The organism is Agromyces sp. Y575, from assembly GCF_059445445.1.
Window position 1 is genome coordinate 1188931 of the sequence record NZ_JCAIUI010000001.1, and the last position, 20634, is coordinate 1209564.

The following is a 20634-nucleotide window of genomic DNA, read 5'->3' on the forward strand; positions in this document are numbered from 1 at the left end:
AATCGCACGGGAATGGTGGAGCGCGAGGTGCTCCCGCTGGGACTCGAACCCAGACTGAGGCGATTTTAAGTCGCCTGCCTCTGCCGATTGGGCTACGGGAGCGCGGCGCCACCCGGAGGGCGGCGCCGCGTCACAGCATAGTCAGAGCCGTCGCTACTTGGCGGCGACGGTCTCTCTCTTGGTCGACTTGCTCGCCTTCGAGGCTGCATCGGCAGCCGGGACCGGCGCCTCGACGGCCGGCGGCTTCGGACGCGCGGCGAACAGCTCGAACTGTGCGCGCGGCTGCTGCACCGCAGCGAGCGAGACGATGTCGCGGCCGAGCCAGAAGTTGTTCCACCAGCCCCAGAAGACGCGGAACTTGCGCTCCCAGCTCGGGATGGCGAGGCCGTGGTACCCGCGGTGAGCGAACCAGGCGATGAGGCCCGTCAGCGCGAGCTTGCCCGACTGGAAGACGCCAGAGCCGATGCCGAGACCGGCGACCGCGCCGAGGTTCTTGTGGAAGTACTGCTTCGGCTCTTCGCCGCGCAGTACCGCGACGATGTTCTTCGCGAGGTGCTTGCCCTGACGCACCGCGTGCTGGGCGTTCGGCACGCAGTAGCCGCCGACGCCGCCACCGGTCAGGTCGGGCACCGCGGCGATGTCGCCGGCTGCCCAGGCGTCGGCCACGAACTCCTCGTCGTCGCCGATGCGAAGGTCGGCGCGCGTCTTGATGCGGCCACGCTCTTCGACGGGCAGGTCGCTCGAGCGCACGATGGCGGGGTTCGCCATGACGCCGGCGGTCCAGACGATGAGGTCGGTCTCGAAGCTCTCACCGGTCGACAGCTCGATGACGCCGTCGACGGCGCTCGTGAGCTGCGTGTCGAGGTGGATCTCGGCGCCGCGCTGGGCGAGGTGCTTGATGACCCAGTGGCTCGTCGGTAGGGACACCTCGGGCATGATGCGCCCCATGGCCTCGATGAGGTGGAAGTGCGTCTCGTCGAAGGTCAGCTGCGGGTAGTACTCGAGCAGTGAGCTCGCGAAGGAACGGAGCTCGGCGAAGACCTCGATGCCCGCGAAGCCGCCACCGACGACGACGAACGTGAGCAGCCGCTCGCGCTCGGGGCCGGGGGGCAGGTTCGAAGCCAGGTCGAAGTTCGTGAGCACGCGGTCGCGGATCGCGACCGCCTCTTCGATCGACTTGAGGCCGATGGCGTTGTCGGCGATGCCCGGGATCGGGAAGGTACGCGAGACGGCGCCGCCCGTGACCACGACGACGTCGTAGTCGAACTGCCACGGCTCGCCCAACTCGGGCGTGATCGTCGCGGTCTTGGCCGCGTGGTCGATTCGGGTGACCTTTGCGGTCACGACGTTCGTCTTCTTCAGGTGCCGGCGCTGTGCGACGACGGCGTGCCTGGGCTCGATCGAGCCGGCCGCCACCTCGGGCAGGAACGGCTGGTACGTCATGTAGGGCAGCGGGTCGACGATCGTCACCTCGGCCTCGCCGGCACGCAGCCACTTCTCGAGCTTCCACGCCGTGTAGAACCCCGCATAGCCACCGCCGACGATGAGAATCTTGGGCACGGTGAATGGACTCCTCAGTTTTGGAACGTGCGGGCTGATTTGCGTGCGATCACTGCTCGCGAATGCGGACAGTCCGCCTGGTATGCCGAGTGGCGCCGATGCCCAGCAGCGCTGCTAGCGTACCAAATCCTGCGACCAGCGAGAGCGGCACCGTGATGTAGGCGAGCGTCCAGGGCGTGGGCAACAGCGTCTGCGCGCCATCCGACCTCGGCAACGGCGGATCGGCGATCGGCACGATCGGCGCTTCCTCGCCGCCTTCTTCGGTGGGCGTGACCGCGGCGCGGCGATGCAGGGTGATCCAGTCGGCGAGGCTGCCGAGCGGATTCTCGTCGACCTTGGTCACATGCGCCGTGAGAGCGGCGACGGGGTCGATCAGGCCGTAACCGTAGAGCGCACTGGGCACCGCCTGGTCGTTCGGGTCGGCCGTCGCGATGAGACGTTTGATGACGTTCGCCGCGTCGAGCTCGGGATGCTCGGCGCGAATGAGCGCGACGAGCCCCGAAACGATGGGCGCCGCACCGCTCGTGCCGTCCCAGATCACGTATCTGCCGTCGGGTTGCAGACCGACGAGCTGTTCGCTCGGCGCCGCGACGGCGATCGTGATGCCCTGAGAGCTGGCGTCGAGGCTCGCGTTCTTCGACTTGTCGACGCCTGCGACCGTCAGCACGCCCGGGATCGTCGCCGGCGCGCCGACCTCGCTCGTTCCGCTGCCTCGGTTGCCGGCCGCCGCCACGACGACGACGTCGTGATCAAACGCGTACATGAACGCGTCGTCCCAGCTCTCGGGCCAGACGCGGGTATTGCGTGTCAGTGACATGTTGATGATGTCGGCGCCGTTGTCGACCGCCCAGCGCACCGCCTCGGCGATCTGGTCGTCGTTCGACTTCACCGCGCCGGTGTCTTGACCGAATGCGACCGAGACGGTCAACAGCGACGCCTCGGGGGCGATGCCGATCATGCCGTTGCCCTCGCCGGTGCCGCGACCGGCGAGCAGGCCCGCGACCATGGTGCCGTGGGTGTTGTCTTCGCCCACAGGCGTCTGCCCGTCAGGGGTGCCGAGTCCCGAGACATCCGTGCCGCCCGTTACCGCGCCTCGCAGCTCGGCGACGTTGCCGTTGACGCCCGTGTCGATGACCGCCACCGTGACGCCCTTGCCCCGGGTGGTGTTCCAAGCGGTCGTGAAACCGTAGTCGGTGAGCCAGTACTCGTAGTCGCGCACGAGGTCGGCGTGCGCCGGCGCCGCGCCCGCGAGCGCGAGGAGGGTCGCCGCAGCGACTGTGGCAGTCGCCCGCGCGAGCAGCGCGAGAGGGCGGCGGCTGCCGTGCACACCACGAGCACGGCGCGCAGGACCTGGCGGGCGCTCTGCAGATCGAGTGCGACGACGAAGAATCACGCGGTCGTACCCCCGGCCGCGTCTGCCTCGAACTGCACGTCGTCGGCCCCGGCCGCGTCCGCCTCGACCTGCACGTCGTCGACTCCGTAGTCAGGGCAACGGCACACTGCGGGCGACCAGCTCGAGCGCTCGAGCGCGATGTCGCCCATCGGGTTGGCGCCCGGCCCCGCAGCAAGCGCATGTGCAGCGACCGCGTGCAGGCACTTCACACGCGTCGGCATGCCGCCCGCGGAGATCCCGGCGAGCTCGGGAACCACCGCAATGGACTCCCGGTCGGCGAGGTAGTCGCGATGCGCGCGCCCATAGGCGTCGGCGACCTCGAGATCGCTCTCGAGAAGCTCGCTGCACTCGACCATCAATTGCGCCGCTTCGAGGAACGACATCGCCGCGGTCGCGACGGGGTGCGAGAGGTAGTAGAACGTCGGGAACGGAGTGCCGTCGGACAGGCGCGGGGCCGTCGAGACCACGGTCGGCGCGCCGCAGACGCAGCGGGCGGCGATGCCCACGACATCGCGCGCGGGGCGGCCGAGCTGTGCCGAGACGATGCGAACGTCGCGCTCGCTCACCGTCTCGAAGGGCGGGCGGCTCATCGGATCTCCTCGGCGGCGGGCGGCGCGGTCGTCGCCGCGGGGTCGGTCGGAGCGGGGTCGGTCGGCTGCGGCACGGCTTCGGGCGCCAGCCCCGCGGCCAGCGCGGAGTCGAGCAGGGTGCGCATCCAGTCGCCTTTCGATTCGGTCACGTCGGCGGAGACCTCGGCCGTGGCATCCGCCTTCACCGCTGCCGTCCGGTCGTCGTAGACGAGGTAACTCACCTCGCCCGGCATCACGTAGTAGAGACGCTCTCGCGCCTGGGTCACGATGAACGTCTCGTCGTTCCAGCGCTCACGTTCGTCACGCAGACGCTGCACCTCCTCCTCTTGTGCGGAGACGGCGGCGCGGAGCTCTGCGATCTGCTGCCGCTGTTGCGCGTACGCCCCGATGGTCGGCGCGAGCACCACCACGGCGAGCACGAGCACTCCCATCATGATGAGGGAGAAACCTGAGAATCGGATGCCGCTGAGCCAACCCGATCGCACCGAGCCGGTCGCCTTGGCGGGCCCACGGGTGCGTGCGGCGGCCTTCGCGGAGCCATTCGCCTTCGCGGCGCCCTTCGGCTTGCCGGCCCCCGTCGCCTTCGTGGAGCCCGTCGCCTTCGTGGAACCCTTTGGCTTGCCGGCCCCCGTCGCCTTCGCGGAGCCCGTGGCCTTCGCGGAGCCCGTGGCCTTCGCAGTCGCCGCGGGCTTCGCGGAGCCCGTCGCCTTCGGGGTCGAGGCGGGCTTCGGCGACGCGCCCGCCCCCCGCTTGGTCGAGGCGGGCTTCGGGGTCGAGGCGGGCTTCGGGGTCGGAACCGTCGGACGTCTGGGGGCACGGCCGGAGCGACCGGTGTCGTCGCGCATCGCCCCTCCTCGTCGTCGACCCGGAAGAACGCGATGACGGGGGCGGCCACTCGGCCGCCCCCGTCACGCGAACTGCTCTAGGCCGTGTAGCGGGGGAACGCCGTGCGGCCGGCGTACACCGCGGCCTCACCGAGCTCCTCTTCGATCCTCAGAAGCTGATTGTACTTGGCGACTCGCTCGCTGCGGGCGGGCGCGCCCGTCTTGATCTGACCGCAGTCGGTCGCGACCGCGAGGTCGGCGATCGTCGTGTCTTCGGTCTCGCCGGAGCGGTGCGACATGACGGCCGTGTAGCCCGAGCGCTGCGCGAGCGTGACCGCGTCGAGCGTCTCGGTCAGTGTGCCGATCTGGTTCACCTTGACGAGGATCGAGTTGCCGGTGTGCTTGGCGATGCCCTCGGCGAGGCGCTTCGGGTTGGTGACGAAGAGGTCGTCGCCGACGAGCTGCAGCTTCGTGCCGAGCTCAGCGGTGAGCTGCGCCCAGCCGTCCCAATCGGACTCGTCCAGCGGGTCCTCGATCGACACGAGCGGGTATGCAGCGGCGAGCTCGGCGTAGTACGCGCTCATCTCGGCCGACGTGCGGTCTTTGCCCTCGAACTTGTAGACGCCGTTCTCGTGGAACTCGCTTGCCGCGACATCCAGGCCGAGGGCGATGTCGGTGCCGAGCGTGAAGCCGGCCTTCTCGATCGCCTCGGAGATGAAGTCGAGCGCTGCACGGTTGTGCGCGAAGTCGGGGGCGAAGCCGCCCTCGTCGCCAAGGCCGGTCGACAGGCCCTTGGCCTTCAGCAGGCCCTTGAGCGCGTGGTACGTCTCGACGCCCCAGCGGAGGCCCTCGGAGTAGGTGGGTGCACCGATCGGCAGCACCATGAACTCCTGGATGTCGACGCCGGTGTCGGCGTGCGCGCCGCCGTTGATGATGTTCATCATCGGCACGGGCAACACGTGCGCGTTCGGGCCGCCGAGGTAGCGGAAGAGCGGCAGGTCGGCCGATTCGGCGGCGGCCTTCGCGACGGCCAGGCTCACGCCGAGGATGGAGTTGGCGCCGAGGCGGCTCTTGTTCTCGGTGCCGTCGGCCTCGATGAGGGCGGCATCGACGAGGCGCTGGTCGGCGGCGTCGAGGTCTTCGATGGCGGGGCCGAGGTCGTCGAGCACGGCGTCGACGGCCTTCTGCACGCCCTTGCCGAGATAGCGGTCGTTGTCGCCGTCGCGCAGTTCGTACGCTTCGAAGGCGCCGGTCGATGCGCCCGAGGGCACCGCGGCGCGAGCGAGCGAGCCGTCGTCGAGCAGCACCTCGACCTCGACGGTCGGGTTGCCGCGCGAGTCGAGAATCTCGCGTGCGCCTACAGCTTCGATGATTGCCACAGTGAACTCCTCTGTGATGGGTGGGTGTGCAGCGGACGACTCCGTCGTGATCCGCCAGCCAGTCTAGTAATGCTCACGACTGGCGCTCGTCCCGGCCGGACGACCTGCCCTCCGGGGCATCCGCTCGCCGCAGTGAGCTCGCGCTCGAAGCCCGCCTGCATCCCTGCGTCCACCCACCGCACGCGAGACGTCGCAGATGGCGACTGCTGGGGCGGGACGTCGCCATGTGCGACTTCTCGGTGAGCTCCCCAGCGTTCAGTGGGCGATGCGGGCCTCGGCGAGCGCGATGAGCGATCGGACCCGGGCGATGAACGCCGCCTGGTCGACGAAGAGATCGTCTGCCGTCACGCGGATCACGATCCAGCCGGCAGCCTCGAAGTCGCGCTTGCGGCGGATGTCTCGCTGCCAAACTGCACGGTTCGTGCGGTGACCGTCGCCTTCGTACTCGAACACGATCCGCCAGCGCTCCCACTTGAGATCGGGATGCAGCACGGAACCGTCCGTCATGGGCGTCGGGTCGTTGGGCACCGGCTCGGGGAGGCCGTGCGCGACGAGCACGAGGCGAGTGAGCGACTCGGGTCGCGACTCGGCTCCGGCCCTGACCCTCGGGAGCGCCCACGCGAGGTTGCGTGCGCCGCGGCGCGCTGCCCAGCCGTCGACGGCCCGCGCGAGCTCCTCGAGGCTCGTGAGCGCCACGCTCCGCTCGCTTCGCGTGCGGGCTCCGGTCACGAGCGCATCGCCGGCCGCGACGAGGTCGTCACGATCGAGCGAGGCGGCGAGCTGACACCACATGAGCGAGGGTTCCGCCACTGGCAGACCGTGCTGCAGCACCAGCGGTACAGGTGCATGGCTGGTGTGGCCGGCGACCCCTCGCCCGCGTGCACGGACGAGCCCGGGAGGTGCGATGACGTGGAGCAGCGGAGCCGGCGCGGGCAACGGGACCCCGAAGAGCAGTGCAGCCGTCTCGTGGCTGAATGCCTCACGCGGCCGCAGAAGCGGCTCGTAGGCGCGGCATCGATCGAACGTCGAATCGAGATCGAGCCCGATCGAGCGCACGGCCGTGAACGGATGCTGCACGTCACTCGCGCGGAGTCTGCTCCGACTCGATTCGTGCAGGTCGACGTCGCGCACGTGGAACGCGAGGCCGGTCAGGAAGCCGGGCAGAGTTGATCGATGCCGCACGACAACGACTTTGGCCGTCAGGCCGGAGTCGCGGCTCGATCTCTCCACAGGCCCGTCAACGCGCACGTCGAGAAGTCGCAGATGGCGACGAAAGGGCGGAGAATCCGCCATCTGCGACTTCTCGGTGCACGAGAAGACCATGAGGGGGAGAAAAGAGGGAGAAGAGCGCGCGGCGCGCTACGCGCCGAGGTCGCGGAACGCGAGGGACGCTGCATCCGTGGTGCCGACGCCGACCTGCGCGAAGGCGTCGAAGCCGTCGGCGGTCACGCGGTCGAGCAGGGCGCGCAGGTTCTTCACGCGACGCTCGAGACGAACCCGGGTGCCGGATGCCACGAGCTCGCGTTTCAGGGCGAGCAACTGTGCCGCAGGGACATCCGCGTCGTGAACGAGCACGACGGCACGGGGACGCGCCTCGTCGCGCACGGCCAGCAGGTCCGCGATGCGCTCGAAGCCGATCGAGAAGCCGCACGCCGGCACCTCCTGGCCGAGGAAGCGCCCGATCATGTGGTCGTAGCGGCCGCCGCCGCCGAGCGAATAGCCGTAGTCGGGGTGGGCGATCTCGAAGATCGTGCCGGTGTAGTAGCCCATGCCGCGTACGAGGGTCGGGTCGAACTCGATCGCAGCATCGGGCAGGGCCGCGCGCAACGCGAGCAGTTCGGCAAATGCCTCGCGGTCGAGCCACGCTGGCGGGGGCATGACGCCATCGGCCAGGTGCCAATCGGCGGCGGTCAGCGCCTCGAGCTCGGCCGCGACATCCGCATCGCCGGTGACGATGCCGAGGTCGGCGAGCTCGCTCGCCACTGCCCCGGTGCCGATCTTGTCGAGCTTGTCGATCGTGATGAGCGCGCGCTCGCGGAGTTCGTCGGGCACGCCCCACGAGCCGAGGATGCCGGCGAGGATGCGGCGGTCGTTGAGCCGGATCGTGCACCCGGCGAGACCGAGCGCGTCGAGCGTCGCGACGGTCGCGGAGAGCAGCTCGAGCTCGGCGAGCTGCCCCGACTCGCCGATGATGTCGATGTCGCACTGCACGAACTGGCGGTAGCGCCCCTTCTGCGGGCGCTCTGCGCGCCAGACGGGCGCGATCTGGATGGCCCGGAACACGGGCGGCAGGGCGGCCCGGTGCGTCGCGTAGAACCGGGCGAGCGGCACGGTGAGGTCGTAGCGCAGGCCGAGATCGGCGAGCGAGAGGGCATCGTCCGATGCCGCGGCGCGCGCCAGGTCGTCGGCGGTGAGACCGCGCTTCATGACCGCGAAGGCGAGCTTCTCGTTGTCGCCGCCGAGACCGGCGTGCAGGCGCGACGCGTCCTCCATGACCGGCGTCTCGATCTCGTCGAACCCGTGCGCCGCATACACGTCGCGGATCACCCCGAGCGCGTGCTCGCGGCGGGCCTTCTCGGCGGGCAGGAAGTCGCGCATTCCGCGCGGTGGGGTGACGGATGCGGCCATGCCGACCATTCTTCCAGCACGGGTGGCGTCGGCGGTGCGTGGGCGCGCGCGAGCCACGCCCGGCGCCAGAACCGCGTCGGGCGCGGCCTCAGCCGAACAGGTCGAGATCGACGCCGCGCGCGCGGGCCGCCCGTTGCAACGCGTCCGCCTCGTCGATGCCGACCGCGAGATAGACGTGCAGGCCGTCGGCGTCATCGCGCACGAGGTACTCGTAGTCGGTTGTGACGATGACCTCATCGTTCGCGTCGAGGTAGCTCCACCGCACACGCACGGTCGAGATGGTGTCGGTGAGCGCGCTCACTGCGAGGAGTTCTGGCACCGCCGACTCCAATCCGAGCCGACGGTAGATGGGGTACGACGATGCGAGGCCCGCCTCCATGTCGGCGCGACTCTCGAACGCGCCGGCGTATTCGTCGGTCATGATCATCCCGGGCAGTCCCCAGAGATGTGCGGTCGCGTCCGCGTCGAACTCACGGAGCGCTGCGGCATACGCGTCGAAGAATTCGGCCAGCCGCTCCGATGCGATCCCCATGGGGCCCTCCCGATGCCGATGACCCGACGGTACGCCGGCTTCGGGGCATCCGCGATCATTTCCGTGCGAGCCGCGGCGTCCTGTCGCTGCACGCGAGCGCCTGGCCAAGTGTTGCGGGCGCGACGACTCTCGCCCGTCGCCCGTCGCAGCGTGGCCGCGGGCCCGAGTCAGGGCTGTTTCGTCTCGCCGTGGTTGTCGTCGATGACCCTCGGCGGCCCCTCGGGATCGAATGCTCCACCTTCGTTCACCCAATCCGCGATCTCGGCGGCGTCTTCCTTGGTCACCGGCCGACGTCGGCGGAAGAGCGCCTTCACCCTGTCCGTGAACTTCGACATACCTCGGACCTTAGCCCACAGCGTCGGGCGCCGCCTCGGCCTCAGCCTCACGCACCTCGTGTTCGAACGCGCGCACCGCGTGCCGCAGTGCCCGTTCGGCATCGAGTCCCTGTGAACGAGCGGATGCCACGAGGGCGAACAACGTTCGGCCGAGCTCCTTCTCGGTGGCGGGCGAGATCGTGCCCGCGGCATCCGTCACCGAATCGGTGAGAAGGGCCTCTGACGTGACGCCCGCCCGCTCGGCCTTGCCGAGCACCTTCTGCGCGAGCGCGAGTGCCGGCATGCCGCGCGGGATGCCGTCGAGCACGCTCGTACGGTGCGGCTTCTCATCGGCCTTGAGGTCCTCCCAGAAGGCGACGACGTCGGCGGCGGTCTCGGCTTCGCGATCGCCGAAGACATGCGGATGCCGCGCCACCATCTTCGCCGTCATATGACGGGCGACATCGTCGATGTCGAAGTCTTCACCTGGCGTCTGCGCGGCGATGTCGGCGTGGAAGAGCACCTGGTAGAGCACATCGCCGAGCTCTTCGAGCATTTCCTCGCGACTGCCGGACTCGATCGCGTCGATGAGTTCCCAGCTCTCCTCAACGAGGTACTGCACGAGGCTCTCGTGGGTCTGCTCCGCATCCCAGGGGCATCCGCCCGGCGCACGGAGCCGGGCGACCATCGCGACCAGCTCCGTGAGTCCCTCGTGCGTTTCGCGGGACTCGGCCGATGCGTGTTCGGTGCGGGCGTCGCTCATGCCTGCCAGCCTACGTCGGCCCCACCCCGATAGGATCGAACACGGAGCGCCGGGAAGTCTGGTCGGCCGACGGGAGACCGTCGTCATCGTCCCTTCGACGTCGCAGGCGGTCTCCGTGACCGATGCGCACGAGAGTTCCTTGGAGTCCCACATGAACTTCCTTCGCTCAGAACGCTGGTCAGCGGCCCTCCTCCTCCTCGCCGCAGTGCTCGGCCTCGTGATCGCGAACCTGCCCGTGGGCGCCGAGCTCATCGCAATGAAGAACGAGCACCTCGACCTCTCGTGGCTCGGCCTCGACCTCTCGGCCGGGCACTGGATCAGCGACGGGCTGCTCGCCGTCTTCTTCTTCATCGTCGCCGTCGAACTGAAGCGTGAACTCGTCATCGGCGAGCTCAACTCGTTGTCGAAGGCGCTGCTGCCGGCGATCGCAGCGCTCGGCGGCGTGGTCGTGCCCGCGCTCATCTTCCTCGCGTTCACGGCGGGCACCGAGACAGTCGACGGATGGCCCATTCCGACGGCGACCGACATCGCCTTCGCCCTCGGCGTGCTCGCGATGTTCGGCAAGTGGATCCCGACCCGCGTGCGCATCTTCCTCCTCGCGCTCGCGGTGCTCGACGACCTCATCGCGATCCTGATCATCGCCTTCTTCTTCACCGACGACGCCGATCTCGCATCACTCGGCGTCGCCGGCATCGCCATCGCCCTCTTCGGCGCGGTCAGTCGCATGATGAAGCCGCGCTCGACTTGGATCCTCTCGCGACGGCCGCAATGGCCGATCGCGCTCGTGCTCGTCGCGCTCGGCGGGCTCGCCTGGTACTTCGTCTACCAGTCGGGTGTGCATGCGACGATCGCGGGCGTCGCGCTCGGCCTCGTCATGTCGCGTCGCCCGGGCGGGCGGGCGGTGCACTCGCTCGAGCCGTGGTCGAACGGCGTCATCCTGCCGCTGTTCGCGTTCTCAGCGGCGATGGTCGCGGTGCCGCAGGTGCAGCCGAGCGAACTCGACCCCGCGTTCTGGGGCATCCTCGTCGGGCTGCCGGTCGGCAAGATGGTCGGCATCTTGCTGGCCGGCAGCCTCGGCACGCTCGTCGTTCGCCGTCGCACCGGAATCCCGCTCACGCTCGGCGACCTCTTCGTCGTGGGTACGCTCGGCGGCATCGGCTTCACGGTCTCGCTGCTCATGAACGAGCTCGCCTTCGCCGGGCTGCCAGAGGTCGCCGACGAGGGCACGCTCGCGGTGCTGCTGGGCTCGGGTATCGCGATCGCAGCCTCTGGCGTCGTCGTGAGTCTGCGCTCGGCGCAGTATCGCAAGCACGGCGGTCACGCGGGCGTCGGCGGAGCGTTCTCGCGCTGACCGCGTGCCAGACCGAGCCCACGTGTCAGACTGATCTGATGAGCGACAGCACGCCCGCCGCCCGCTACCTCCGCGCTGAACTGCACGAACCGCGCCGTCGGGGCCTCGGCAAGGCGTGGCACACCGCCCTGCTGCTCGCGGGCGAGGCAACTGGTCTCGGCGGGCCGTCGATCGCCGACCTCGTCGTGATGCGCGCGGGTACCGGCTCGCCGGTGATCCGAACGAAGGCAGGCACGCTCGACGAGGCCGACGCCCTGCTCCGGGCGGTCAACGCCGATCTCGAGCGGATGTCGGTCGAGGAGTTCCTCGCCGAATGGGGCCACCTGAAGGTCTAGCTCGCGGCGTGGTTCCGGCACATCCGTGGGCACTTCGCTCCGGGTTCCGGCACTTCCGAGACCAGCTCGCTCCGGGTTCCGGCACTTCCGGGGTCAGCTCGCTCCGGATTCCGGTACCTCCGGGTCAGCTCGCTCCGGATTCCGGTACCTCCGGGTCAGCTCACGGCATCGGTCGGAGCCGCCGCGGCATCCGTCGATTGCGCCTCGGGTACCGGGAAGATCGCGATGATGAGACGCGATACCCAGTCGATGAGGTCGGCGTCACCCGGCAGCTCGCCGTTGGTGACCGGAAACGGCACGAGGATCACGTCGTTCTGGGCGAAGTGCTTGGCGCCCGGGTACATGCGCTCGAGGCGCACGCGGCGCGAGTCGGGAATGTTCGCGGGAGCGATGCGGAGCTTCGACCCGGTGGCGATGACGTCGGAGAGGCCGGCGCGCTGTGCCTCGCGGCGCAGTCGGGAAATGGCGATCAGGTGCTTGACCTGCTCGGGGGGCTCACCGTAGCGATCGACGAGTTCGTCGAGCACCTGGTCGATCTGCCCGTCTTTGGCGGCAGGGCCGCTCGCGGCGGAGAGCTTCTGGTAGGCCTCGAGCCGCAGTCGTTCACTGTCGACGTAGTATTCGGGGATGTGTGCGTCGACCGGCAGTTCGAGCCGGAGCTCGGTCTGCCCTTGCGCCACATCGCCGCGGAACGCGGCGACCGCTTCGCCGATCATGCGCAGGTACAGGTCGAAGCCGACGCCCGCGATGTGGCCGGCCTGTTCGGCACCGAGGAGGTTGCCTGCACCACGGATCTCGAGGTCTTTCAGCGCAACCTGCATGCCGCTGCCGAGCTCGTTGTTCGCAGCGATGGTCGAGAGGCGGTCGTGCGCGGTCTCGGAGAGCGGCTTCGCCGGGTCGTAGAGGAAGTAGCCGTACGCGCGTTCACGGCCACGGCCCACGCGGCCGCGCAGCTGGTGCAGCTGGCTGAGCCCGTACTTGTCGGCGCGATCGATGATGATCGTGTTCGCATTCGTGATGTCGAGGCCTGTCTCGATGATGGTCGTCGAAACGAGCACGTCGAACTTGCGCTCCCAGAAGTCGCTCACGATCTGCTCGAGCACGTGTTCGTTCAGTTGGCCGTGCGCGACGGCGATTCGCGCCTCGGGCACGAGCTCGGCGAGTTGCGCGGCGGCGCGGTTGATCGAGGAGACCCGGTTGTGCACGAAGAAGATCTGCCCCTCACGGAGCATTTCGCGGCGGATCGCCGCGGAGACCTGCTGTTCTGAGTACGGCCCGACGAAGGTGAGGATCGGATGCCGGTCTTCGGGCGGCGTCGCAAGCGTGGACATCTCGCGAATGCCGGTGACGGCCATCTCGAGCGAACGCGGGATCGGAGTCGCGCTCATCGCGAGGATGTCGACGTTGGTCTTCAGCTTCTTCAGTGAGTCTTTGTGTTCGACGCCGAAGCGCTGCTCCTCATCGATGATGACGAGGCCGACGTCTTTGAAGATCACCTTCTCGGTGAGGATGCGATGCGTGCCGATGACCATGTCGACTGTGCCGTCGGCGAGCCCCGCGATGGTGTCCCTCGCCTCTTTGTCGGACTGGAACCGACTGAGGGCGCGCACGTGCACGGGGAATCCGGCGTACCGCTCGTTGAACGTCTCGAGGTGCTGCTTCACGAGGAGCGTCGTGGGCACGAGCATCGCGACCTGCTTGCCGTCTTGGATCGCCTTGAACGCGGCGCGAACGGCGACCTCTGTCTTGCCGAACCCGACGTCGCCCGCGAGCAGGCGATCCATGGGGATCGGCCGCTCCATGTCGGCCTTCACCTCGTCGATCGTCTGCACCTGGTCGGGTGTCTCCACGAACGGGAATGCCTCTTCGAGTTCATGCTGCCAGGGCGTGTCGGGCCCGAACGCGTGGCCCTTCGCCGCCATGCGCGCCGAGTAGAGCTTCACGAGCTCGACGGCGATGTCGCGCACCGCCTTGCGGGCACGGCCCTTGGCCTGAGACCAGTCGCTGCCGCCCATCTTCGAGAGCGACGGGGCTTCGCCGCCGACGTATCGGGAGAGCAGATCGAGCTGATCGGTCGGCACGAAGAGCCGGTCGCCCGCGTGACCTCGCTTGGATGGCGCGTACTCGATGACGAGGTACTCGCGCACCGCGGTCGGCTGCTGCTGGATGCCCGCAGTGCGGCTCGGTCCGGTCGGGCGTGAGCCGGTGGCTACCTCGCGCTGGACCATCTCGATGAACTTGCCGATGCCGTGCGTCTGGTGCACGACGTAGTCTCCGGTCTTCAGCTGCAGCGGATCGACGACGTTGCGGCGACGACTGGCGAGCTTCTTGCCCTGCCGTGCGTCGTAGCCGGCCGAGCGACCGTAGAACTCGGCTTCGGCGATGAGGCCGAGCTTCAGCTCGGGCACTTCGTAGCCGCGCGCGGCATCGGCCTGCACGAGGTAGGCGACGCCGGGCTCGAGCTTCGGCGGAACCTCGTCGACGATCCGCGCGGCGAGTCCTGCTTCTGCGAGCACGTCGCGTGCGCGCTCGACGAGACCGTGACCGGCGGATGCCACGACGAGACTCCACCCGTCGCGCAGGCGTTCGCCGGCGTGGTCGACCGCGCCGGCGACGTTGCCCTGGAAGCTCGGCATCGCGTTCGCCGCCAGACGCAGCGTGGCCGAACCGCCCGCAACGCGGGCCGCGGTCTCGCCGCCGGCCGCCGCGACGACCTCGGCCGCATCGCCCATGTCGAAGCCCGAGAAGTTCCACCACACCCGCCGGGGGTCTGGCTGCCCTGGCGCACTGAACAGCACCGAATCGCGCAACTGGCGCACCGTGAGGAAGTCACCTGCCGCGAGATCGATCGGCGCTTCGGCGCCCGCTGTGGCTGCGCTCCAGGCAGCTCCGAGGAACTCGCGGTTGGTCTCCCCAAGGCTCACGGCCCGGCCGGCGACACGCTCCGGCGCGAGCACCGCGACGGCGGCCCCCTCCGGCAGATAGTGCGTGAGCGGCACGAGCCGGTCGAGGAGTGCCGGCGCGAGCGATTCCATGCCCTCGACGGGGATGCCTTCCGAGATCTTCTCGAGCAGCCCCGACAAGCTCGGGAACTCGTGCACCATCTCGCGGGCCCGCTGGCGTACGGGCCCGGTGAGCAGCAGTTCACGGCTCGGCGGCAGTGAGACGCGCTCGATGACCTCGGGCAGCGAGCGCTGGTCGGCGACTGAGAACGCGCGCAGCTCTTCGACCTCGTCGCCGAAGAACTCGACCCGCATGGGGTGATCGGCGGTGGGCGGGAAGACGTCGAGGATGCCGCCGCGCACGGCGAACTCGCCCCGACGCGCGACCATGTCGACGCGGGCATATGCAAGGTCGACGAGCTTCGTTGCGAGGTCGCCGAGGTTGTACCCGCGCCCTCCGGCGACGAGCTCGACGGGCTCGAGCGAGGCGAGATTGTCAGCGAGCGGCTGCAGTGCCGCGCGCACCGAGGCGACCACGACGAGCGGATGCTTCGAGCCGGCCGCCGCCCAGTCGTGCATGCGGCGCAGCGCATGCAACCGTCGGCCGACGGTCTCGGCCGACGGGCTCAGCCGCTCATGCGGGAGTGTCTCCCATGCGGGGAACTCGAGCAGCTCTGCATCGGCGAGGTACGGCGCAAGCGACGCCCTCAGGGATTCGCCCTCACGGCTCGTGGCGGTGATGACGAGCAGCGCCGGCGGGAGTCCTGCCTCTGCGCGGCGCTGCAGGAGGCCGGCGAGCAGTGGAGCGTCGAGGCCGTCGGGGGCCGAGAAGTCAGCGTTCCTCTGGGCTTCGGCGAGCGCGGCGTCGACGGTTGCGGCGCGCGAAAGCGCCGTGAGAAAGCCTTGGAGGTTCACCCGACGAGTCTACGCGGCACCTCCGACACACGGTCCGGCTTCGCGGCTCCCGAGACGATCCGCACGCGACCTGCCGCCGCACGCGCGCACGGCGTCGCGCCGATACGATGGGCGCGCACGTCGAACGCCAGGAGGCTCCCGTAATGATCACCGCTGCCGCAGACGGATCCGCCCTCGGCAACCCAGGCCCGGCCGGCTGGGCCTGGTACGTCGACGACAGCTGCTGGGCCGCCGGCGGGTGGAAGCACGCCACCAACAACCAGGGCGAGTTGAAGGCGGTGCTCGAACTCTTCCGCGCTACGGCCCACCTCGACGATGACCTCCTCGTGCAGTGCGACAGCCAGTACGTGATCAACTCGGTCACCAAGTGGATGCCCGGCTGGAAGCGCAAGGGCTGGCGAAAGGCAGACGGCAAACCGGTCATGAACATCGAGCTCCTCCAGGAGCTCGACGAAGCGCTCGCCGGGCGCCGCTACCGCTTCGAGTGGGTGAAGGGCCACGTGGGCCACGAGCTCAACGAGGCGGCCGACGTGCGCGCTCGCGCAGTCGCAGAGGCGTACCAACGCGGCTTGTCGGTTCCCGGCGGCCCGGGGTGGAGCGGGGCCTGTGCGACAGACGGCTCGGCGACGATCGCCGAACCCGCGCCTGCAGCCGACGCCGTACCGGAACCCGCGCCAACACCCGACGCCGTCGCGCCCGCCTTCGACGACGGCGCGCTGTTCAGCCTCGACCCCGAGCCCGAGGCGTGGCACAGCATCACGCTCGAGCTCTCGACCGAAGAACTCGATCGGCTCCGCGTGCGCGCCCAAGCCGAGGGCCTTCCGCCCGACGAATTCCTCCGCGGGCTGATCTGAGTCCGCGGCGAGCTGATCCTGTCGTCCTGCACCTAGCCGGGCGCGTGGAACCGCTGTTGCGCCGCCACGAGCCCCTGAGTCCGCGGCGAGCTGATCCTGTCGTCCTGCACCTAGCCGGGCGCGTGGAACCGCTGTTGCGCCGCCACGAGCCCCTCGCTCGCCACCGCCTCGACCGCGTCCGCGGCATCCGACACCAGGTTCGGAAGGTTCGAGCGCTCGGCGCTCGAGAAGTCCTTCAGTACGAAATCGGCTGGGTCCTGCCGGCCGGGAGGGCGGCCGATGCCGACACGCACGCGCGTGAACGGCCCTGAATCGGTGGCCTTCTGAATATCGCGGAGCCCATTGTGCCCGCCATGCCCGCCGCCCTGCTTCAAGCGCACGGTGTCGAACGGCAGGTCGAGCTCGTCATGCACGACGATGAGTCGCTCCGGCTCGACCGAATAGAACTTCAGGAGCGCCGAGACCGGCCCGCCCGAGGTGTTCATGTAGCCGTTGGGCTTGGCGATGACGAGCTTCGGGCCGCCCGGGCGGAGGAATCCCTCGGCGACGCGCGACGGCGTCTTGTGGCTCTTGAACTGCGCTCCGAGTCGTGCGGCGAGCTCGTCGGCGACCATGTGGCCCACATTGTGCCGGTTGCCGGCGTACTGCGCGCCGGGGTTGCCGAGGCCGACCACGAGCCAGGTGTTCTGGGCCACGGTGTCGTCCTTCCGGCGAGGGCGCAGCAGGTCGAGGAATCCCATCTGACCTCCGAGCGAGCGAGAAACGGCCGGAGCCCCGCGCCCCGCATTCCGAGCGTACCCGGATGCGGGAGGCGAGGCCCCGACGCGGTAGTGGTGCGAGTGCAGTGGTGCGAGTGCTACTCGGCCGCCTCGGCCTCGGCCTCTTCGGCGCCTTCAGCTGCTTCGCCCTCGGCGGCCTCTTCAGCGGCCTCTTCGCCCAGGTCGACCTTCTGCGGCGTGTGCACGTTGATGACGAGCGCCTCGGGGTCGGACAGGAGCGTCGAGCCCTTGGGCAGTTCGACGGCGCCCGCGAGGATCTGCGCGCCCTCTTCGAGGCCTTCGACGTTGACGACGACGCGCTCGGGGATGTGCGTCGCCTCGGCCTCGAGCGAGAGGGTGTGCTGGTCGAGGTCGGCGATCATGCCCGGGGCAGGCTCGCCCTCGAGGTGCACGGGCACCTCGACCTGGACCTTCTCGCCCTTCTTGATGACGATGAGGTCGAGGTGCTCGATGACCTGATGCACCGGGTCCTTCTGCACGTCCTTCACGAGGGCGAGCTGGCTCTTGCCGTCGATCTGCAGGTCGAGCACGGCGTTCGCCTTGCGGAGGATCAGCCCGATCTGGTGCGCCGGGAGCGCGACGTGCACGGGGTCGGTGCCGTGACCGTAGACCACCGCGGGGATCTTGCCGGCGGCGCGGAGCTTGCGGGCCGCACCCTTGCCGAACGATTCGCGCGCGTCTGCGACGACCTTGTTGTCTTCAGCCATTTGTTTCTCCTTGCTGGGCCCGGCTTTGGAGGCGCTGGCGGCCCAGATCGTGTGTCTGTTGTCTCGACTCGAACGCGCGCAACGAATGTGCGCAAATGCGTGAGGAAAAGCCGTGGAGCCTGCTCCTACCGCGTCGATCACGGATGCCGCCGCCCGCTCTCGCGACCAGTGAGGCATCCCTCGCCGAAGTCCAATGGACAAGTCTACCGGATGCCGCGCGGCCTCGTCACCGCGGCCGCCACGACCTCGTCTGCGGGAGCGCCGACATCGACCCCGGCCCCGGCCCGACGACCGCGCGCGACTCGGTGTTCAGAACGCGGTGTTCACCAGTCGTGGACTGTGCCGTCCGCAAGTCGGTTGTACGGGAGGTAGGCCTGCTCGTACGGGTACTTCCCCGCTTCATCCACGTTGAGGTCGACGCCGATGCCCGGGTTGTCACCGGGGTGCAGCAGTCCGTCCTTCCAGGTATAGGACTGCTCGAAGACCGCGTCGGTCTTCGAACCGTGCTTCATGTACTCCTGGATGCCGAAATTGTGGATTGCAAGGCCGAGGTGCATGGCTGCGGCCATACCGACGGGTGAGATGTCGGTCGGCCCGTGCATGCCCGACTTGATCTGGTACTGCGCCGCGTAGTCGAGCACCTTCTTCAGGTGCGAGATGCCGCCCGTGTGGGTGACCGCGCTGCGCACGTAGTCGATGAGCTGCTCACGGATGATCTGCTGGTAGTCCCACACCGTGTTGAAGATCTCGCCGATGGCGAGCGGGGTGGTCGTGTGCTGGCGCACGAGCCGCAGCGCCTCGGGGTTCTCAGCGGGCGTGCAGTCCTCGAGCCAGAACAGGTCGTAGGGCTCGAGGGATTTGCCGAGCTGGGCGGCCTGGATCGGCGTCATCCGGTGATGGCCGTCGTGCAGGAGCGGCAACTCCGGCCCGAACTCCGCCCGAACGGCCTCGAACACCGTCGGCACGTGGCGCAGGTACGAGCGGGTGTCCCAATCCTCCTCCTTCGGGTACGCGCCGCGCTGGGCGGGCTCGTAGTCGTAGCGAACGCCCGTGTTCCCCTCGAGGGTGGCATTGGAGGCGATGCCGTAGATCGACTCGAGACCGGGCACCCCGGTCTGGATCCGGATCGCCCGGTACCCCTGTTCCTGGTACGAACGCACGCTGTCGAACAATTCCTCGTTCGACTTGCCAGAGGCGTGACCATAGGCGAGCAGACCGGTTCGCGATGCCCCGCCGAGCAACTGGTAGAGCGGCATCCCGGCGGCCTTCGCCTTGATGTCCCAGAGCGCGACATCGACGGCCGCGATCGCCGCCATCGTGACCGGACCACGACGCCAGTACGCGCTTCGGTAGAGGAACTGCCAGGTGTCCTCGATCTTCGACGCATCGCGGCCGATGAGCAGAGGCACCACGTGGTCCTTGAGATAGCTCACCACCGCGAGCTCCCGGCCGTTGAGGGTTCCGTCGCCGAGCCCGGTGATGCCCTCGTCGGTCGTCAGCTTGAGAGTGACGAAGTTGCGATCGGGGCTGGTGACGATGACTTCCGCGCGTTCGATCTTCATGATGGATCCTATTCTGCTGAGAGTGGCTCTGGCCGGCGAGATCTCCGGGTCATCTCGTCACCATTCCGCCAGGGAACCGTCGTCGTGCCGCCAGATCGGCGAACGCCATTCGTGCCCGGCCCTGTCGGCCGCTCGCACGGCGGCCTCGTCGATCTCGATGCCGAGGCCCGGCCCGGTCAGTCGCTCGATGGCGCCGTCGACGAATTTGAGCGGCCCCGTGTCGAGCACGTAGTCGAGCACCTCGGCGCCCCGGTTGTAGTGGATGCCGATGCTCTGCTCCTGGATGAGGTAGTTCGGCGTCGCGAAGCCCACCTGCAGGCAGGCAGCGAGCGCGAGCGGCCCGAGCGGGCAGTGCGGCGCCAACTGCACGTCGTAGGTCTCGGCGAGGGAGGCGATGCGACGCACCTCGCTGATGCCGCCGGCGTGCGACAGGTCGGGCTGCGCGACGGCGATTCCGGCCGCGAGCACGGGAAGGAACTCCTGCCTGCTGTACAGCCGCTCGCCCGTCGCCACGGGGATCGTCGTCGACGAGACGAGTGCACCGATCGCATGCGAGTTCTCGGGCACGATCGGCTCCTCGAGGAAGAACGGGTGGAACGGCTCGAGCAGCGGCGCGATGCGGCGCGCGGTCGCGAGCGTGAACCTCCCGTGGAGGTCCACGGCGATGTCGCGGGCCGGGCCGAGCACCTCACGGGCAGCGGCGACCCGCTCGACGACGGCATCCAGTTCAGCCGCCGAGCCGTTGCGGCTCATCCGGCCGCTCGCGTTCATCTTCACCGCGGTCAGCCCGACATCGAGCTGAGCCCCGATGGCATCCGCGATCTCCGCCGGGTCGTCGCCGCCCACCCAGCCGTAAGCCCGGATGCGGTCGCGCACCGCTCCGCCGAGCAGTTGATGCACGGGCACGCCGAGGTGACGTCCGGCGATGTCCCACAGCGCCTGGTCGATACCCGAGACGGCGCTCGAGAGCACCGGCCCGCCCCGGTAGAAGCCGGACTTGCTGAGTACCTGCCAGTGGTCCTCGATCGTGAGCGGGTCGCGCCCGATCAGGTACTCGGCGAATTGCTCGACGGCGGTGCGGACCGTTGCCGAGTGGCCTTCGAGGGATGCCTCGCCCCAGCCTGCGACGCCCGAGTCCGTCTCGATGCGGACGAACAGCCAGCGGGGCGCGACCATGAAGGTCTCGACGCGATCGATGAGCACGGC

The 20634-nt window shown here is 69.0% G+C and carries 18 protein-coding genes and 1 tRNA gene; 3 read left to right on the top strand and 16 right to left on the bottom strand.

Translation table 11 applies throughout. The features are described from left to right. Positions 1-28: 28 nt before the first annotated feature. The 11 genes from AC1C2U_RS05670 to AC1C2U_RS05720 all read right to left on the bottom strand — a co-directional run bounded on the left by AC1C2U_RS05670 (position 29) and on the right by AC1C2U_RS05720 (position 9983). Positions 29-102 (bottom strand) — tRNA-Leu (locus tag AC1C2U_RS05670). Between the two features lie 51 nt (positions 103-153). Next, the gene (locus AC1C2U_RS05675; RefSeq protein ID WP_495360723.1) at positions 154-1560 is read right to left on the bottom strand and encodes an NAD(P)/FAD-dependent oxidoreductase; all 1407 of its coding nucleotides are present in this window, start codon (positions 1558-1560) and stop codon (positions 154-156) included. A gap of 49 nt (positions 1561-1609) precedes the next feature. Further along, a complete protein-coding gene (locus AC1C2U_RS05680) occupies positions 1610-2887 on the bottom strand; it encodes a S8 family serine peptidase (RefSeq protein ID WP_495360724.1) in 1278 nt (425 codons plus the stop codon). Between the two features lie 62 nt (positions 2888-2949). Then, entirely contained in the window at positions 2950-3543 is a 594-nt protein-coding gene (locus AC1C2U_RS05685) for a DUF501 domain-containing protein (protein WP_495360725.1), read from the bottom strand. Continuing rightward, complete coding sequence (locus tag AC1C2U_RS05690; RefSeq protein ID WP_495360726.1) at positions 3540-4388, bottom strand: FtsB family cell division protein; 849 nt, start codon at positions 4386-4388, stop codon at positions 3540-3542. Before AC1C2U_RS05690 ends, AC1C2U_RS05685 begins: the two co-directional genes overlap by 4 nt. Before the next feature lie 77 nt (positions 4389-4465). Next, complete coding sequence (gene eno, locus AC1C2U_RS05695) at positions 4466-5746, bottom strand: phosphopyruvate hydratase (RefSeq protein ID WP_495360727.1); 1281 nt, start codon at positions 5744-5746, stop codon at positions 4466-4468. A 255-nt stretch (positions 5747-6001) separates the two neighbouring features. Continuing rightward, a complete protein-coding gene (locus tag AC1C2U_RS05700) occupies positions 6002-6928 on the bottom strand; it encodes a putative endonuclease domain-containing protein (RefSeq protein WP_495360728.1) in 927 nt (308 codons plus the stop codon). A gap of 177 nt (positions 6929-7105) precedes the next feature. After that, positions 7106-8374 carry a histidine--tRNA ligase gene (hisS, locus tag AC1C2U_RS05705; protein WP_495360729.1) on the bottom strand — a complete coding sequence of 423 codons (1269 nt, stop codon included), beginning with the start codon at positions 8372-8374 and terminating at the stop codon, positions 7106-7108. An 88-nt stretch (positions 8375-8462) separates the two neighbouring features. Then, entirely contained in the window at positions 8463-8906 is a 444-nt protein-coding gene (locus AC1C2U_RS05710) for a DUF6841 family protein (protein ID WP_495360730.1), read from the bottom strand. Between the two features lie 167 nt (positions 8907-9073). Then, positions 9074-9241, bottom strand: coding sequence for a hypothetical protein (locus tag AC1C2U_RS05715; protein WP_495360731.1), 168 nt, complete (start codon positions 9239-9241; stop codon positions 9074-9076). A gap of 10 nt (positions 9242-9251) precedes the next feature. After that, the gene (locus tag AC1C2U_RS05720; protein WP_495360732.1) at positions 9252-9983 is read right to left on the bottom strand and encodes a MazG family protein; all 732 of its coding nucleotides are present in this window, start codon (positions 9981-9983) and stop codon (positions 9252-9254) included. Positions 9984-10134: 151 nt separating this feature from the next. Between AC1C2U_RS05720 and nhaA the strand changes: the two genes are divergently transcribed. Together nhaA and AC1C2U_RS05730 are read left to right on the top strand one after the other, a co-directional pair. Further along, positions 10135-11334: a Na+/H+ antiporter NhaA gene (nhaA, locus tag AC1C2U_RS05725; RefSeq protein WP_495360733.1), complete on the top strand. Its 1200-nt coding sequence runs from the start codon at positions 10135-10137 to the stop codon at positions 11332-11334. 38 nt (positions 11335-11372) lie between these two features. Further along, positions 11373-11669 (top strand): hypothetical protein, encoded by a 297-nt coding sequence (locus tag AC1C2U_RS05730; protein WP_495360734.1) that lies wholly within the window; start codon positions 11373-11375, stop codon positions 11667-11669. Between the two features lie 155 nt (positions 11670-11824). Here AC1C2U_RS05730 and mfd read toward each other — a convergent pair whose 3' ends face one another. Next, positions 11825-15526 (bottom strand): transcription-repair coupling factor, encoded by a 3702-nt coding sequence (mfd, locus tag AC1C2U_RS05735; protein ID WP_495360735.1) that lies wholly within the window; start codon positions 15524-15526, stop codon positions 11825-11827. A gap of 143 nt (positions 15527-15669) precedes the next feature. Here mfd and AC1C2U_RS05740 point away from each other — a divergent pair, with 143 nt between their 5' ends. Next, entirely contained in the window at positions 15670-16380 is a 711-nt protein-coding gene (locus AC1C2U_RS05740) for a ribonuclease H family protein (RefSeq protein WP_495360736.1), read from the top strand. Positions 16381-16490: 110 nt separating this feature from the next. On the opposite strand, the gene pth is transcribed toward AC1C2U_RS05740, so the two are convergent. The 4 genes from pth to dgoD all read right to left on the bottom strand — a co-directional run bounded on the left by pth (position 16491) and on the right by dgoD (position 20631). After that, complete coding sequence (gene pth, locus AC1C2U_RS05745; RefSeq protein WP_495360737.1) at positions 16491-17120, bottom strand: aminoacyl-tRNA hydrolase; 630 nt, start codon at positions 17118-17120, stop codon at positions 16491-16493. 116 nt (positions 17121-17236) lie between these two features. After that, complete coding sequence (locus AC1C2U_RS05750) at positions 17237-17866, bottom strand: 50S ribosomal protein L25/general stress protein Ctc (protein WP_495360738.1); 630 nt, start codon at positions 17864-17866, stop codon at positions 17237-17239. A gap of 323 nt (positions 17867-18189) precedes the next feature. Further along, on the bottom strand, positions 18190-19428 hold the full coding sequence (gene manD, locus AC1C2U_RS05755) for a D-mannonate dehydratase ManD (RefSeq protein ID WP_495360739.1): 1239 nt from the start codon (positions 19426-19428) through the stop codon (positions 18190-18192). Positions 19429-19485: 57 nt separating this feature from the next. Beyond that, entirely contained in the window at positions 19486-20631 is a 1146-nt protein-coding gene (gene dgoD / locus AC1C2U_RS05760) for a galactonate dehydratase (RefSeq protein WP_495360740.1), read from the bottom strand. Between the last annotated feature and the right edge of the window lie 3 nt (positions 20632-20634).

Coding starts and splice junctions, on each gene's coding strand:
- AC1C2U_RS05685 (WP_495360725.1), bottom strand. CDS start 3,543: ATGAGCCGCCCGCCCTTCGAGACGGTGAGCGAGCGCGACGTTCGCATC.
- AC1C2U_RS05690 (WP_495360726.1), bottom strand. CDS start 4,388: ATGCGCGACGACACCGGTCGCTCCGGCCGTGCCCCCAGACGTCCGACG.
- hisS (WP_495360729.1), bottom strand. CDS start 8,374: ATGGCCGCATCCGTCACCCCACCGCGCGGAATGCGCGACTTCCTGCCC.
- AC1C2U_RS05710 (WP_495360730.1), bottom strand. CDS start 8,906: ATGGGGATCGCATCGGAGCGGCTGGCCGAATTCTTCGACGCGTATGCC.
- AC1C2U_RS05715 (WP_495360731.1), bottom strand. CDS start 9,241: ATGTCGAAGTTCACGGACAGGGTGAAGGCGCTCTTCCGCCGACGTCGG.
- AC1C2U_RS05720 (WP_495360732.1), bottom strand. CDS start 9,983: ATGAGCGACGCCCGCACCGAACACGCATCGGCCGAGTCCCGCGAAACG.
- nhaA (WP_495360733.1), top strand. CDS start 10,135: ATGAACTTCCTTCGCTCAGAACGCTGGTCAGCGGCCCTCCTCCTCCTC.
- AC1C2U_RS05730 (WP_495360734.1), top strand. CDS start 11,373: ATGAGCGACAGCACGCCCGCCGCCCGCTACCTCCGCGCTGAACTGCAC.
- AC1C2U_RS05740 (WP_495360736.1), top strand. CDS start 15,670: ATGATCACCGCTGCCGCAGACGGATCCGCCCTCGGCAACCCAGGCCCG.
- pth (WP_495360737.1), bottom strand. CDS start 17,120: ATGGGATTCCTCGACCTGCTGCGCCCTCGCCGGAAGGACGACACCGTG.
- AC1C2U_RS05750 (WP_495360738.1), bottom strand. CDS start 17,866: ATGGCTGAAGACAACAAGGTCGTCGCAGACGCGCGCGAATCGTTCGGC.
- manD (WP_495360739.1), bottom strand. CDS start 19,428: ATGAAGATCGAACGCGCGGAAGTCATCGTCACCAGCCCCGATCGCAAC.